At 45.8% G+C, this 14,738-nt stretch carries 14 protein-coding genes; 12 read left to right on the forward strand and 2 right to left on the reverse strand.

What is annotated here, in order from left to right:
* Positions 1–51 precede the first annotated feature (51 nt).
* The 8 genes from NST33_RS12070 (at position 52) to NST33_RS12105 (ending at position 9,711) form a co-directional block, all read left to right on the forward strand.
* Entirely contained in the window at positions 52–2,601 is a 2,550-nt protein-coding gene (locus NST33_RS12070; RefSeq protein WP_339307991.1) for a glycoside hydrolase family 2 protein, read from the forward strand.
* 166 nt (positions 2,602–2,767) lie between these two features.
* Complete coding sequence (locus NST33_RS12075) at positions 2,768–3,280, forward strand: hypothetical protein (RefSeq protein WP_339307993.1); 513 nt, start codon at positions 2,768–2,770, stop codon at positions 3,278–3,280.
* Positions 3,281–3,357: 77 nt separating this feature from the next.
* The gene (locus NST33_RS12080; RefSeq protein ID WP_017688950.1) at positions 3,358–4,062 is read left to right on the forward strand and encodes a response regulator transcription factor; all 705 of its coding nucleotides are present in this window, start codon (positions 3,358–3,360) and stop codon (positions 4,060–4,062) included.
* Entirely contained in the window at positions 4,059–5,099 is a 1,041-nt protein-coding gene (locus NST33_RS12085) for an ATP-binding protein (RefSeq protein ID WP_339307995.1), read from the forward strand. The genes NST33_RS12080 and NST33_RS12085 overlap by 4 nt, the downstream gene beginning before the upstream one ends.
* Before the next feature lie 34 nt (positions 5,100–5,133).
* Positions 5,134–5,859: a cytochrome c biogenesis protein CcdA gene (locus NST33_RS12090; RefSeq protein ID WP_339185385.1), complete on the forward strand. Its 726-nt coding sequence runs from the start codon at positions 5,134–5,136 to the stop codon at positions 5,857–5,859.
* A gap of 18 nt (positions 5,860–5,877) precedes the next feature.
* Positions 5,878–6,459, forward strand: a complete 582-nt coding sequence (locus NST33_RS12095) for a redoxin family protein (RefSeq protein ID WP_339184373.1) — start codon at positions 5,878–5,880, stop codon at positions 6,457–6,459.
* A gap of 16 nt (positions 6,460–6,475) precedes the next feature.
* A complete protein-coding gene (gene msrB, locus NST33_RS12100; protein ID WP_339184375.1) occupies positions 6,476–7,564 on the forward strand; it encodes a peptide-methionine (R)-S-oxide reductase MsrB in 1,089 nt (362 codons plus the stop codon).
* A gap of 236 nt (positions 7,565–7,800) precedes the next feature.
* Complete coding sequence (locus NST33_RS12105) at positions 7,801–9,711, forward strand: AraC family transcriptional regulator (RefSeq protein ID WP_339184377.1); 1,911 nt, start codon at positions 7,801–7,803, stop codon at positions 9,709–9,711.
* A gap of 130 nt (positions 9,712–9,841) precedes the next feature.
* Here the strand turns inward: NST33_RS12105 and NST33_RS12110 are convergent, their stop codons facing one another.
* Positions 9,842–10,513 (reverse strand): hypothetical protein, encoded by a 672-nt coding sequence (locus tag NST33_RS12110; protein WP_339184379.1) that lies wholly within the window; start codon positions 10,511–10,513, stop codon positions 9,842–9,844.
* A 43-nt stretch (positions 10,514–10,556) separates the two neighbouring features.
* A complete protein-coding gene (locus NST33_RS12115) occupies positions 10,557–11,078 on the reverse strand; it encodes a hypothetical protein (RefSeq protein ID WP_221825022.1) in 522 nt (173 codons plus the stop codon).
* Positions 11,079–11,306: 228 nt separating this feature from the next.
* On the opposite strand from NST33_RS12115, the gene NST33_RS12120 reads away from it, so the two are divergent.
* From NST33_RS12120 to NST33_RS12135, 4 genes are all read left to right on the forward strand, one after another.
* A complete protein-coding gene (locus NST33_RS12120) occupies positions 11,307–11,984 on the forward strand; it encodes an SOS response-associated peptidase (RefSeq protein WP_036608866.1) in 678 nt (225 codons plus the stop codon).
* 186 nt (positions 11,985–12,170) lie between these two features.
* Entirely contained in the window at positions 12,171–13,301 is a 1,131-nt protein-coding gene (locus NST33_RS12125) for an NADH-dependent flavin oxidoreductase (protein ID WP_339307999.1), read from the forward strand.
* A 137-nt stretch (positions 13,302–13,438) separates the two neighbouring features.
* Positions 13,439–14,206 (forward strand): DeoR/GlpR family DNA-binding transcription regulator, encoded by a 768-nt coding sequence (locus NST33_RS12130; protein WP_221825018.1) that lies wholly within the window; start codon positions 13,439–13,441, stop codon positions 14,204–14,206.
* A gap of 20 nt (positions 14,207–14,226) precedes the next feature.
* Positions 14,227–14,685, forward strand: coding sequence for an OsmC family protein (locus tag NST33_RS12135; RefSeq protein ID WP_076216163.1), 459 nt, complete (start codon positions 14,227–14,229; stop codon positions 14,683–14,685).
* Positions 14,686–14,738 lie beyond the last annotated feature (53 nt).

Raw genomic sequence — 14,738 nt, forward strand, 5'->3', positions numbered from 1 at the left:
CAAAACCTAACAAAATAATGTTTACCAACTCTAACAACAATGGAGGCTGTCATGAGCACAATACAATCACATGTTTTTCAGAATTGGACGTTCAAGGCTTGCGAAGATCAAGAGTGGATGCCGGCTCAGGTGCCCGGCTGTGTGCATACAGATTTGCTGAAGCTGGGCAAGATTCCAGATCCTTTTTATGGAACAAACGAGAAGGAAGTACAATGGATTGATAAGATAGATTGGGAATATCAGACGGAATTTGACGTTGCCGAAACGTTGTTCTCGCAGGAACATCTGGAACTGGTGTTTGATGGTCTGGATACATATGCGGATGTGTATGTGAATGAGATGCATGTGTTATCAGCAGATAATATGTTCCGAGTATGGAAGGCAGATGTAAAGTCTGTATTGAAGGGGAAAGGCAACATTCTCCGAATACGTTTTCGGTCACCAATTCAGGAAGATCTGCCGAAGCTGGAGAAGCTCGGATATGCATTACCAGCATCGAATGATCAGTCCGATGTTGGCGGACTTGGCGACAAGAGAGTAAGTATTTTTGCACGTAAAGCCCCGTATCACTATGGTTGGGACTGGGGACCGCGTTTTGTAACCAGTGGGATCTGGCGTGAAGCACGTCTTGAAGGTTGGACACAGGTACGAATCAATGATGTGTATATCCAGCAAAATAAAGTAAGCGCTACCTCAGCTTCATTAACTGCTGTTGTGGAAGTCGAGACATCACAAGCGGTAGATACGATTATTCGTATCGGCGCAGATGGACAGAGATGGGAAAGATCCGTATCACTACAACCCGGAACTCAGACTGTGGAGATTCCAATCTCCATGGATGAACCGAAACTGTGGTGGAGCCGTGGACTTGGTGATCCGCATATGTACAACTTCCTTACCGAAGTGCTTCAAGGTGAGCGAGCTGTGGCTGAATCTACAGTGAAGACTGGGCTTCGTTCCATTCGGCTGGTACGTGACAAAGATGAAGCAGGAGCATCCTTTTACTTTGAACTAAATGGTGTTGCGGTCTTTGCCAAAGGGGCCAATCACATTCCGAATGATAGCTTCATCACTGAAATTACTCATGAACGTTATCGTCATGAGATCGTATCCGCAGCCGAGTCCAATATGAATATGCTGCGTGTGTGGGGTGGCGGAATCTATGAGCAGGATGTGTTCTACGAACTGTGTGATGAATACGGAATCCTGGTATGGCAAGACTTCATGTTTGCATGCAGCATGTATCCAGGAGATGAAGCGTTCCTGAACAGTGTAAGACATGAAGCCATTGATAATGTGAAACGTCTACGCAACCATCCAAGTATTGCACTCTGGTGTGGGAACAACGAGATTGATTCGGCTTGGGCTCACTATGTTGAGAATGGTGGCTGGGGTTGGAAAAAGGAATATACTGCCGAGCAGCGTGAAAGCATCTGGGCCGATTACGAAGCCATCTTCCATGATCTGCTGCCAGAAGTCGTTGAAGCGTATTCGCCAGGTGTGGATTACTGGCCTTCCTCACCACTGGTATCACTGACAGGGGATGAGACGCAGCATGCGCACCCGTCCACAGCCGAAGGTGATATCCACTACTGGGGCGTGTGGCACAATGTAGAACCATTCGAGAACTATAACGTGCATGTGGGTCGTTTCATGAGTGAATACGGATTCCAGTCTTTCCCGGAGTACAAGTCAGTACGCACTTACGCGGAAGAAGAGGATCTTGCTCTGGAATCGGAAGTCATGCTTGCACATCAGAAGAATGGCGCTGGTAATCGTCTGATCAAACAGTACATGGATATGTACATGCATGAATCGAAGGACTTCCCATCGTTCCTGTATATGAGCCAGGTGCTTCAGGCCGAAGCGATGAAGACAGCGATCGAGGCACATCGTCGCCGCAAACCATTCTGCATGGGCACACTTTACTGGCAAATGAATGATTGCTGGCCGGTGGCTTCATGGGCAGGTATGGACTACCTTGGTCGCTGGAAAGCATTGCAATATTATGCGAAACGCAGCTTCAGCGATGTGTTGGTATCGGTAGATGGAACAAAAGAAGATACAACCGATATATATATCATTTCGGATCAATTACAACCTGTAATAGGGCAGTTACAGATTCGTTTGCTCGGGTTCGATGGAACGGTGCATCGTAATGAAACACATGACGTGACCTTGGCATCTAATACAGGAGATCAAGTGCTGTCATTACGTAACGCGGAATGGCTTGAAGGTCATGATACAGCTAACACGCTGCTGCGCCTGGATCTGAAACAGGAAGGTGCGGCGAATATTGTACAGGAACACTATTTTGTACCGTCCAAAGACCTTGCTCTGCAGCCTGCAAACATCAATGTAAGCGGGGGAGCGGATGAGAACGGCGTTCATCTGGTACTGGAAAGTGATGTGCTTGCTAAACAGGTATGGCTATCTTCGGATGTGGAGGGTGTCTTCTCAGATAACTTCTTCGACTTGATTCCTGGCATTCCGGTGAAGGTGCACTTTACGTCCAGAGAGGGAATGCAGTCTAATGATGTGATATCAAATCCGGGACCGATCGAGGTTCGATCCATGATTGATTTTATTCGTTTGACCTAGAAGACACGGTTGGAGTCTCTCGTAAGAGAGATTTCAACCGTTTTTTTATTGAAACCTGATCCCATTTATATATCGTAATGGTTTCGTAATACTTCGCTTAGAGAATCGTAAGCTGTCTTGCTTATTGTAATCCATGTAAGAAATAAACCAATGGAGAGTGATAAGAATGATGAAAACAAATAAGAGCAAAAAAGTGATGGTAGCAGTGGTATTGATGATGTCTATGGCCTTTTCTGGATTGGCAAGTGCTGCAGATATGAAAACGATTAAAAAGGATGGCATGGAGCTTGTTCAATTGAGACAGGCAGCCAAAATGTATGATTACAGCATTATGTGGGACAGCAAGGATAGATCTGTAACTCTGATGTATATGGGCAAAATGGACGACATGATGATGAAAGACGACAACATGATGGAAGATGACATGAAGATGAAAGACGACAAGATGATGAAAGACGACATGATGATGAAAGATGACAACATGATGAAAGATGACATGATGGAAGAAACGATGATGCCTGCGGGGAAAACGATTAAATTGTGGATTGGATCGAAAAAAATCATGGTAGACGGTATGCAAGTTAACTTGAAATCGATGCCTGTCATCCATGAAGGGAATTCGTATGCGGCTGAGTCTGTAATTAAACAATACATGATGCCAGCCATGGGAATGAAGTAATTTAAGGGCTAAGCATCGCCATCACCATATGATATGATTGGCTCAAATGTATTTTCTGGAATATGGGGTGGGTTCGTTTGAATGAATGTGTACTGGTTGCTGATGATGATACCAATATTACGGACGTTTGTCGCAGGTATCTGGAACGGGAAGGTTATCTTGTCGTGACGGCCAAGGACGGTTTGGAGGCTATTGAGCTGTGGCACAGTCAAACACCAAGCTTGATTGTGCTCGACCTGATGATGCCACATAAGAATGGCTGGGAAGTTTGCAACGAGATTCGGCAAACTGAGGATGTGCCCATTGTAATGCTGACGGCCCGTGGTGAGGAACAGGACCGTCTGATGGGACTGACGATGGGGGCGGATGATTATCTGACCAAACCATTCAGTCCGAGAGAACTTGTTTTGCGTGTGAAGGCAATCCTGCGGAGAATGCGAATTGCGCAGGCATCACCTGTTACAACATCTGAATATACGATCAATTATGAAGGGCTTACTATTGATTTTACCAAGCGTGAAGTGCATATCAGTGGGCAGGCCATTGAATTGACCGTTACAGAGTTTGAGATGTTGTATTTGCTGGCAAGTCACCCGGGTCAGGTGTTCTCCCGTAACCAGATGTTAAGCAAGATTTGGGATTTTAGCTATGAGGGAGATACAACAACGGTGACTGTACATGTTCGGAGATTACGCGAGAAGATCGAACAAAATCCTTCTGATCCAAAATATATTAAAACAGTTTGGGGTATAGGCTACAAGTTTGCGGGTGGCAGTTCATGAAACTTCGCACATACTTGGTGTTGTCCAGTCTCACAGGCATTGGCGTATTATTAATTTGTTTGTTCATCAGTTATTCCAAAATGCTGCTTACGATCGAACAATTGTATTGGTTATCGGCTATAACGGCAGGGGTAGGCTTACTTTCGTTTATTCTTCAATATTTGCTGACCAAGCCATTAGAGAAATCAATTGCGCGAATTACACAGCAGACAATACGAATTGCCGAAGGGGATTTCCATACGGAAGTCCCTCTCATCGGTACGCAGGAATTTAAGCTCCTGGCACAGCAATTTAATGAAATGAGTTCCAAGCTGAAGGAAAGCTTTGATCATCTGCATCACTCAGAAACCGCGAGACGAGAGTTGATCGCCAATGTTTCCCATGATTTACGGACTCCCTTGGCATCCATTCAGTCATTCGTCGAAGCGTTGGAGGATGATGTCATTAAGGATAAAGAAACCTTTCAACGTTACCTGAACACGATACGACTTGAGACGAAGCGTTTGGGAGGGCTTATTCAAGACTTGTTTGAATTATCCAGCCTGGAAGCGCAAGGTGAGGTATTTGACCCTCAGCCTTGTCACGTCGATGAGTTGCTGCTCAGTACGTTGGAGAGTTTTTCGTTTCATCTCGCCGAGAAAACGCTGAACGTTGAAATCGATTTGCCCGATAAATTACCAGCCGCGGTCATGATGCCTGCACAAATGAAGCGGGTCCTTTCCAATTTGCTGCAAAATGCCATTCAATACTCTTCTATTGAAGGAAAAATCATTCTGGCTGCCGAAGAGAAGGGGCCGTTTATACGAATTTCAGTTACGGATGAAGGGGAAGGCATTGAAGCGGAGGAAACTTCGCGTATATTTGAACGTTTTTATCGAATTGACAAATCACGTAGCAAGAGCAATGGTGGGGCCGGGCTTGGCCTTGCCATCGCTCAATCGATTGTGGAACTCCATGGTGGCGAGATCGGGGTTCAGAGTACAAAAGGAGAAGGAAGCTGCTTCTGGTTCACACTTCCGATCTACGTCAGTCGTTAACCTTGGTTAATCAAACGCAGTATTTATTCAGGTGGTGAATGACTTGACCAGTGATTTAGTATTCCTTTTCGGCGTTTTTGGTGCAGGATTGTTATCGTTTTTTGCGCCATGTATTCTGCCACTGATCCCGGTATACGTATCTTATCTGTCGGGAAGTATGGTCAACGCTACGAATCAGCAACAGCCTGACACCAATTCGGTTCGGTTGCGGTCTACACTTGTTTTGCGGACATTTTTATTTGTTCTTGGGCTGTCCCTGGTATTTGTTTTACTCGGTTTTGGTTCGGGCATCGTTGGTAATTTGATCACAAGTCCTGTGTTTATTGCCATCTGCGGAGCCATCGTGGTGCTTTTTGGGATTTATCAAACCGGGTTGATCCGGCTATCCTGGCTGGAACGGGAGAGAAAGCTGTCAAACAATCAAGCCAAACGGGGAGGGTATGTCGGAGCGTTCCTGTTGGGTCTGACGTTTAGTTTTGGCTGGACGCCTTGTATCGGGCCTGTGCTGGCGGCCATTCTTGGTATCGCCGCAGGAGAAGGCTCTCCACTGTATGGCGGGTTTCTCATGTTCCTGTATACCCTTGGGTTAGCGATTCCCTTTCTGATTCTGTCCGTTTTTTCGGAATATGTTATGAAGCGGATACGTCGTTTATACAGGTACATGGGTGTCATCAAAATAACTTCCGGCTGTATTCTTATTATCATGGGACTATTGTTAATGACAGACCGACTAAACAGCTTGGTGACCTGGTTTCAATAATCATTGGAGGAATTTGGTATGAAGATGGCACGGAAATGGATGGTATCTGTAATCGTATACGCTGGAGTCCTGTTGATCTTGAGCGGATGTGGATCACAGCAAACTGAATCAAAACAAACGGGGTCATCATCAACCCCAGCATTAACATCCGATATGAGTTCGTCAACCATGATGAACAATGGCGAGACGGCTCCTGAATTTTCATTGCGTGATCTGAAAGGAAACACGGTTGGACTCTCTGATGTTCAAGGCAAGAAAGTGTATGTGAAATACTGGGCTTCCTGGTGTTCCATCTGCCTTGCGGGTTTGGAAGACCTGAACAATCTAGCGGGTCAAGACAATGATTTTCAAGTCATTACGATTGTGACGCCAGACTACAAAGGGGAGAAATCCTCCCAAGCGTTTACCGAATGGTTTGACCAACAGCCGTATGATAACATAACTGTTCTTTTGGATGAGAAAGGTGTATGGGCCAAGAAATTTGGTGTAAGAGCGTATCCTAGTTCCTTTTATATTGGCTCTGATGGTATTTTAACGAAATCGCAGCCAGGGCATGCATCCAATGAACAGATCATGGAATCATTACAAGAGATTTTGTGAGAAGGGAGGAAGTGTCATGAAAAGGACGCTGCTCGGCTTGTGCCTCCTTGTTATAGCGATAGTTGTGTCTGCTTGTGGAAACAGGGCTGAGAGTCATTCATCTTCATCTTCGATATCCACTCAACCTGTCAAGGCATCGAGTGTCTCCGAGGAAAACCTGAGTAACCTGTACTTGGCAGGAGGCTGTTTCTGGGGTGTGGAGGCATATATCGCTCGTATTCCGGGGGTTCAGGATGTGACTTCCGGTTATGCCAACGGTGAAGGAGAGAATCCAACCTATGAGGAGGTTATTCGCGGGGACCGGGGGTTTGCGGAGACGGTTCATGTAAAATATGATCCGCAGCAAGTATCTTTGCAGAAATTGCTTGAATCTTATTTTCGAGTTATTGATCCTACCAGCTTGAATAAGCAGGGCAATGATCGTGGCGTTCAGTATCGGACTGGCATATATTATACGTTGCCTGAAGATGCCAAAATCATTGAGCAGGCTGTAGCGGTAGAACAAGAAAAATATGACCAACCCATTGTAACGGAAGTGATGCCTCTGCAGAATTATTATTTGGCGGAGGAGTACCATCAGGATTATTTGGAAAAAAATCCGAACGGATATTGTCACATTGATATGACTGTCCTGGATGACCTGGAGATTGGAATTGATCCGGCTCAATATCCACGTCCAACAGATGAACAATTAAAGGAACAATTAACAGACGAACAGTATGCGGTTACGGTAAACAATGATACGGAGCATGCGTTCAGTAACGAATACTGGGATAATGAGGAGCCCGGTCTGTATGTGGATATTGCAACGGGAGAGCCGTTATTCACCAGCCTGGATAAGTACGATTCCGGTTGCGGGTGGCCAAGTTTTACAAAACCGATTGTACCTGAGGTTGTTACCTATACAACGGATACGAGCTTTGGGATGGAGCGCACGGAGGTACGAAGCCGGGCAGGTGACATCCACCTCGGTCATGTGTTCGATGATGGTCCCGAAGATCGCGGCGGCAAACGTTACTGCATTAACAGTTCATCGATCCGGTTTATTCCGTTAGACAAAATGGAGGAAGAACGATACGGGTATTTATTGTCTTTTGTCGAGTAGAGAAGGGCAGCTGACTTTATCAAAAGATAATAAGGCCATAATTTTAGAACGGTTGAGATCTCTCTATGAGGGATTTCGACCGTTTTTTGTTCTGCGGCATCTAACAAAAACGGAGGTAGGCTTCTAAGATGGTTCCATCATTGTTATAATTGATAATCATTATCAATTATAGGTGGGTTTTTAGTCACAATGCCAAGGTATTGTGTGTGTTTGATCGCTCAGGAGAGGGAGTTTATATGGGAATTCAGAATGACATCAAGCTGTGGGATCAGGTACAGGTTCGCGTGCTTGATGTGCGTCTTATATCACTCGCAACACACGAGTTCATACGCAATTATGTGTTACCAACCAGTGCATTTGTGTATGTTCAAGGCAGGGGTCAGGTCTGGCTGGATGAAGAGGTATGGACTACAAGCCAGTTCTTGCTGCTGCATGGTGGAAAAGGAAGACGTCTGACACTTGAAGCGACAGGGGTTATGGAGGTACATCTGATTTTGTACAAATCAACCTTGCCCTCCAACGTGCTTGTGGAGTACCGAATGATGTTGAACCAGCGTAATCCGTTTGAAGAGTCCTGGGCGACAGTGCCGGATCATACACTTGAGCTACGTGAGCTTGTGCGGAATATACATGAATATTGGTCAGGGCAGGAGCGAGTGAGCAAAATTCAAGTCAAAGTGTATTTTTTTCAACTGGTACAGCTAGTTTTGTTACAGCGGAGTCGCATGTTTAACGAAGTTCAACAGCCTTCGCTTACCGATCAGGTTTTGCGATATATCAAAGCTCATTACCGGGAATCCATCTCACTTGATTCGCTTGCCCAGTCCTTGAGTTACAGTCCGCAATATGTATCACGCAAATTCAAGGAACAGACGGGATGTACACCGACAGAATATGTGATTCGGTTACGAATGGGTGAGGCAAGGAGTCTGCTTGCGTCCACAGAAGCTTCATTACAGGAGATTGCTGCGTATGTGGGTTATATGGACCCGTTTTATTTCAATCGCATATTCAAAAAAGAGACCGGTATCACACCGGGGCAATATCGGTTGAAGCAGCAGGAAAACTCGAAATCAGTTTCAAAAAGTACATTAAATGCAACAAATGAATCCATTGTAACAGGTGGGGATGAACGTTATCCTTTAATTGATGATGATAATCATTATCAATATAAGGGAGATGAGGAAATCAACATGTTTAACCATTTTAAATCAGCGATCATGTCGCTTGCGCTTGTACTCACATTAAGTGCTTGTGGAACAGCCCAGCAGGGGGCAGAAACATCCGAAGCTGCAGCTGAACCCGAACAACCGGCAGTCGTGGAGACCCAAATGGTAAATACGACCTTTGGTGAGGTAGAGATTCCTGCACATCCGGAGCGAGTTGCTGCCATAGATTATCTGGGAACGGTGCTTGCTCTTGGTGTCAAACCGATTGGTGGAGGCCAATTTCTGATGAACAGCCCTTATCTGGAAGGTCACTTGGATGGTCTTGAGACCATAGGGGATTCCGTTGAACAATTGATGGAGTTGGAACCTGATCTCATTATTACATTGAATCCGGACAAGGCGGCTTATGAGAAATATAGCAAGATTGCTCCAACCGTTTCGATCGCATCCATCACATTCCCGACACTGAAGGATGAAGTGAACTATTTCGGTAAAGTCCTTGGCAAAGAAGCGGAAGCAGAGAAGTGGCTGTCTGATTTTGATGAGGAGGTTGCCAAAATCAAACAGGAGGTGCAGAGCGTTGTTCCAGCTGATGCTACATTCTCCGTTATGCAGGAATATGATCGTCAAGTCTTCATTTTTGGCAATCAGTCGGGCCGAGGAGGACGTAACATCTATGAATTGCTTGGATTGCAAGCACCAAAGAACATTCCATCCGAGTTGATGCAGGGCGCTTATCATGAATTCTCCATAGAACTGCTCTCCAAATACGCTGGAGATTACATTGTGTTGACCAGCAACTCTCAACTGAAAGACCTTCAGGCAGATCCGATCTGGGGTTTATTGCCTGCAATCAAAAATGGAAAAGTGTACATATGGACGGAAGAGCAATCCTGGTTCCGTGATCCGATCGCCTTGTTGAAACAGACACAGGATCTGGCTGAATGGATTATTGGACTTAATACACCGTCTAAGTAAGGAACTTCAGAAAAACCGTGCCGCCCAGTTTGCTGAGCAGCACGGTTTTCATATTCTTATGTAGGACTGAACAGTAGAGGGGATTAACTGCCTGTAGGTAGATGAAATAACAGTGTGATTACCTAAGAGTTTATTCGCTCTTTTGTTCGTTCTGAATTTCTTGCAGATCCTCCAGCTGGAGTGTAAGGTCATTCTCGGGGTTTGCACTCACAATGACTTCTGACTGTGATTGTTGCTGACCTGGCTGGTTCGACTTGGCGGCAGATTTGATCACGTAGAGACTTTGAACGGAGTTGAGCAGGCTGGCTGGGGTGTCTTCATACGTTTCCAGGAAGAGTACATAGTCTTTGGTAGGAATCAGCTTGAGGTTGTCATCATTAATAATCTCGGTGTTGCCTAGTTGTCCGCCAAGTTGCTTCACTTCAAGTTTTTCCCCGGCAGTGTAACTGCCCTTATAGGATTCAGCGACCTGAATCGTATGGATCGTATAGATTTTGTCAAAGGAAGATGGCTCTCCGCCCGGATCGGACGCGGGATTTAACTCGTTCTCATTGGCAGCATCAGTAACTTGTACAATATCGTTTAAAGCTTCCACACGAGTCTCAACAACACTACCTTTCACAATGGTATTTGCTCTCTCGGACAGGTCGCCAATGCTGGCATAACTCGGGTAATCTTCAGAAGCAATAATGGTCATGGGTGCATCGGATGGGGACGCGGTAGGTGTAACAGAAGAACATCCAACAGCAGATAAAATGAAAATGGAAGAAAGAAGCAGCGTTAATACTCGATTTTTGTTCATGGATAGGAATCCTCCTTGGATTTTGGGATAAGTTCGTAGCAGATTAGTACTTGGATCTTACGTTATTGATATCAAAAGTTTGGGGTTGGGTCATGGAATTGCGGTTGCGGGAGTAAGACATAATGGAAGGACTGCTTGTTGTTGGGTTGTCACCGAGCCATATGGAGTGCCCGAGTTCGTGGACAAATACGCTTTGAATGAAGTTGGATAAGTTGGTTGCGTCAGGGGTGATCGTGGCTGCATTGAGTTCGATGCGGAAGCTTACGACTTGACTGCCGGATACAGAGGCGTAGTTGACACCATATGCTGTATTATTGAAGTTTCCTGCGGTGATGGTGTTTGGGGAGTTACTTGTTTTGGTGAATTTAACTTTGGCACCTGCATTGTTCCAGTTGGTAAGGGAAGCGTCCATGGGAGTCTGCCATGCGGAGGCGTAATTATACGTACGAATGGGGATGGTGGTGCTTGGATAACCGTAGGTCAGAAAGGTTGCCGCATAGATGGTACTGCCAAACATCGCAATCGCTGAGAGCAACATGATGCTCATCAAAAACTTCCTTTTCATACTTAAAACCTCCAATAAATGTATTTTATTCTCTATTATAGTAACAAGTAATATTGGAGTTGAAATGAGTCCGAGGTCGTTGTTTTTGTTGTGAAAAACATGAAATATATCTTGATCAGACCCTAATGGTGTCAAAATAAGTCATTTTCTGTTCGATATGCATGCATAATTTCCCTAAAATTACAAACAATACGTTCAACTTCTCATAGGGAAAGGTAGTGCTTGAACATGTGCAACCGATTTTCATTGGCAGCCGATTTGGACGATGTCAGAGATCATTTCAAGATTCAGCGAGTGATGTATTATTACAAAAACCGATACAATATCAGCCCAACCCAGCATACGCCGATTATTTTGCATCAGGATGGTGAGCGTGTACTGGATGAGTTCCGGTGGGGGTTCATTCCATTCTGGGGTCGTGATGCCGTTAACGCGAATCTTATGACGGTACATGAGAATCCTTCCTATTACAAACTGGTAGAGACCAAGCGCTGCGTCATTCCCTGCAATGGATTATATTACTGGCGGCAAGAGGGCAAAAAAAGTTATGCAGTTCGTGTTGTCATGCCAGATCGCGGTCTGTTCGGCATTGCCGGGTTATACGAGGTGTGGAGAGATACACGGAAAGAGCCGCTTCGTACCTGCACGATGCTTATGACAGGCGCAAACATGGTTACACGCGAGTTTGGCAGTAAAATGCCAGCCATTCTCTCCGAAGAAGAGATCAACACCTGGCTTGACCCTGCCAATACACGAGTGACTCAGTTGTTACCGCTATTGAAATCGTATAACAGTACAGAGATGAATCTGTATCCAGTCACCCCAATGGTCGCCAACGATGAACACGACTGTTACGAATGCGTGGAAGAGATGGATCAGAAGCTGGCTTACGTTCGGAGTTTCTGAGTATCCTTTGCATGATGTGAAGAAAATGAAGAGGGCTGAGAGTCTGGAGACACTCTGCTCTTTTTTCCTTTCAGAAAATGAAAAGTTGCAATTGCGGTGAAACGTAACTATAATCATTACAGTAAGTGAACGCACATATTCATATATCTATTAAAAGAGATATTTATAATCAGGAGGGAACCACGAATGAATCCAAAGTTTAACCAGATGTTTGAACAAGTTTCACTACCGACTGGCATTACACTGAAAAACCGTATCGTGCTCGCTCCGATGACTCATATGTCCTCGAATGCTGATGGTACAATATCCGACGCTGAACTTGCTTATTATGCACGTCGCACCGGTGGTGCTGGCATGTCAATTACGGCTGTAGGGCATGTAACAGAGACAGGCATTGGTTTCCCGGCTCAATTTGGTGTTTATGACGACCGCTTCATTCCTGGTCTGAAAAAACTGGCTGATACCATGAAACAACAGGGCTCCGTAGCCGTATTGCAAATTTTCCATGCGGGCCGTCTAACTCCTGAACAAGCTGTACCTGCGGGTCAAGTTGTTGCTCCTAGTGCGGTTGCAAGCGAGCGTCCGGGCTCTCCTGAACCAAGAGAGTTGACAGATTCCGAGATTACTTCGATTATCAAAGACTTTGGTGAAGCGACACGTCGTGCCATTGAAGCCGGATTTGATGGTGTTGAGATTCACGGTGCTAATGGTTATCTGATCCAGCAATTCTTCTCCCCGCATTCCAACCGGCGTGAAGATCGTTGGGGCGGAAGTGTAGAGAAACGTCTGACATTCCCACTTGCTGTAGTGGATGAGATTCAGAAAGTGGTTGCCGAACATACCAAACTGCCATTCATCATTGGTTACCGTTTCTCTCCGGAAGAACCGGAAACACCGGGACTCACAATGGAAGATACGTATGCACTGGTGGATGCGCTGAAAGATAAAAACTTGGATTACCTGCACGTTTCCCTGAACGAATTCTGGTCCAAACCAAGACGTGGCGAAGCAGATACGCGTTCGAGAATGGAATTCATTCTGGATCGTGTGAACGGTAAACTGCCTGTTATTGGCGTAGGTTCAATTCATACGGCTGATCAGGCCGCTGAGGCGCTTCAAACGGGAGTACCTCTGCTTGCCATTGGACGTGAGCTGATTATTGAACCGGATTGGGTTGAGAAAATCGAGAGTGGACGGGAAGAAGATATTGAGACGATTCTGACCAAATCCGATCAGGAACGTCTGGTTATCCCTGACGGGTTGTGGAATGCAATCATCCACACACCAGGCTGGTTCCCTATGGCAGAAGATAAATAAGATACACTTCAGAACTGGAATGGAGGGGGCGAAAGCTCCCTCTTTTTGCACATGGTCCAAATTCTCCTTGTCATCGCTCTGTGGTATGATGGATGAACAGGATTAACTGGATAATCAACGGTTTGGAGTGAAGGAATATGCTCGTAGCTGAACGGTATGAGAAAATAGTGGAATGGGTGGATACGCAAGGCAGCATGCGTGTGACCGAACTTAGTGAGCGCTGCGGGGTGACGGAAGAGACGATTCGTCGTGATCTGGACAAGCTCGAACAGGCAGGCAGGCTCAGGCGGTCCCATGGCGGGGCGGTCAGCGTAAAATACAAGGATGAGTTACAGTCGGAGATTCCGTATCCGGAACGGGCTATAGCCCATGCAGAAGAGAAGCGCAGAATTGCAAGCGAAGCAGTGAAAATGGTGGAATCCGGCGACCGGATCGCCCTGGATGCAAGTACAACGGCGTGGTATATGGCGGCAGGATTGCCAAACATTCCACTGACGGTATTAACCAACTCGATTAAGGTCGCCGCTGAGCTGAGTAACAAGGAACAGATTCGAGTTATTGCCACAGGTGGGCAACTGGCTTCGAAGTCACTGTCTTTTGTAGGACCGCTGGCAGAACGTTCGCTTGATGCCTATCATGTGGATAAAGTATTCCTGTCTTGCAAAGGAGTGCATCTGACCAAAGGCATCAGTGAATCCAATGAATTACAGGGCTTGGTGAAGCAGAAAATGATCCATATTGCGGATGAGGTCATTTTACTTGCAGATTCCAGCAAATTTAACATACAGGCGTTTACCAGAGTTGCTGAGATGAGAAGTGTGGGCAAAGTGATTACAGATCAGGGTGTAGATGAAGAGCACGTTAACGCATTGATCGAGCAGAATATTACGTGTATACGTGTGTAAACAAGAAAGGAATGAATGTCATGAAACATCCTTTTCATCTGAAAGCGGTATGGAATGGTGGGCGTAACAGTGAGGGAACAATCGATGCAGGTGGATTAAAAACGGTCATATCGATTCCGCAGGAGATGGGCGGACCCGGTACGGGAACTAACCCAGACGAGATGCTGCTGGGTGCAGCCTCCACCTGTTACCTGATCACGCTGGCAGCGATGCTGGAGCGTTCGGATATTACGCCGGATGAATTAACGCTTGAATCGGAAGCAACGGTAGATGTTACAAATAACGTATTTACGTACGAACGGATCGTACATAGACCCCGGATTGTACTCAGCCAAGATGCTTCAGAAGCGGATCTGACCAAGGCTGAGCGCCTGGCGCATAAGGCTGAATCCTCCTGCATGATCTCCCGAGCGGTGGCAGGTAATGTTCAGATGGAGACACAGCCTGTCATTGTTACTACAGGAGCTAACGCGGTGTGATATACTGAAGAATAGACGATTCAAGTTGTCATTTGTGTAAAATAAGGAGTAAT

The organism is Paenibacillus sp. FSL L8-0435 (assembly GCF_037965655.1).
Taxonomy (GTDB): Bacteria; Bacillota; Bacilli; order Paenibacillales; family Paenibacillaceae; genus Paenibacillus.

What these genes read in the sequence shown, in the direction of transcription:
- NST33_RS12125 (WP_339307999.1), top strand. Translation starts at nt 12,171, where the DNA reads ATGAATCCAAAGTTTAACCAGATGTTTGAACAAGTTTCACTACCGACT.
- msrB (WP_339184375.1), top strand. Translation starts at nt 6,476, where the DNA reads ATGAAAAGGACGCTGCTCGGCTTGTGCCTCCTTGTTATAGCGATAGTT.
- NST33_RS12130 (WP_221825018.1), top strand. Translation starts at nt 13,439, where the DNA reads ATGCTCGTAGCTGAACGGTATGAGAAAATAGTGGAATGGGTGGATACG.
- NST33_RS12135 (WP_076216163.1), top strand. Translation starts at nt 14,227, where the DNA reads ATGAAACATCCTTTTCATCTGAAAGCGGTATGGAATGGTGGGCGTAAC.
- NST33_RS12115 (WP_221825022.1), bottom strand. Translation starts at nt 11,078, where the DNA reads ATGAAAAGGAAGTTTTTGATGAGCATCATGTTGCTCTCAGCGATTGCG.
- NST33_RS12075 (WP_339307993.1), top strand. Translation starts at nt 2,768, where the DNA reads ATGATGAAAACAAATAAGAGCAAAAAAGTGATGGTAGCAGTGGTATTG.
- NST33_RS12105 (WP_339184377.1), top strand. Translation starts at nt 7,801, where the DNA reads ATGGGAATTCAGAATGACATCAAGCTGTGGGATCAGGTACAGGTTCGC.
- NST33_RS12110 (WP_339184379.1), bottom strand. Translation starts at nt 10,513, where the DNA reads ATGAACAAAAATCGAGTATTAACGCTGCTTCTTTCTTCCATTTTCATT.
- NST33_RS12095 (WP_339184373.1), top strand. Translation starts at nt 5,878, where the DNA reads ATGAAGATGGCACGGAAATGGATGGTATCTGTAATCGTATACGCTGGA.
- NST33_RS12085 (WP_339307995.1), top strand. Translation starts at nt 4,059, where the DNA reads ATGAAACTTCGCACATACTTGGTGTTGTCCAGTCTCACAGGCATTGGC.
- NST33_RS12120 (WP_036608866.1), top strand. Translation starts at nt 11,307, where the DNA reads ATGTGCAACCGATTTTCATTGGCAGCCGATTTGGACGATGTCAGAGAT.
- NST33_RS12070 (WP_339307991.1), top strand. Translation starts at nt 52, where the DNA reads ATGAGCACAATACAATCACATGTTTTTCAGAATTGGACGTTCAAGGCT.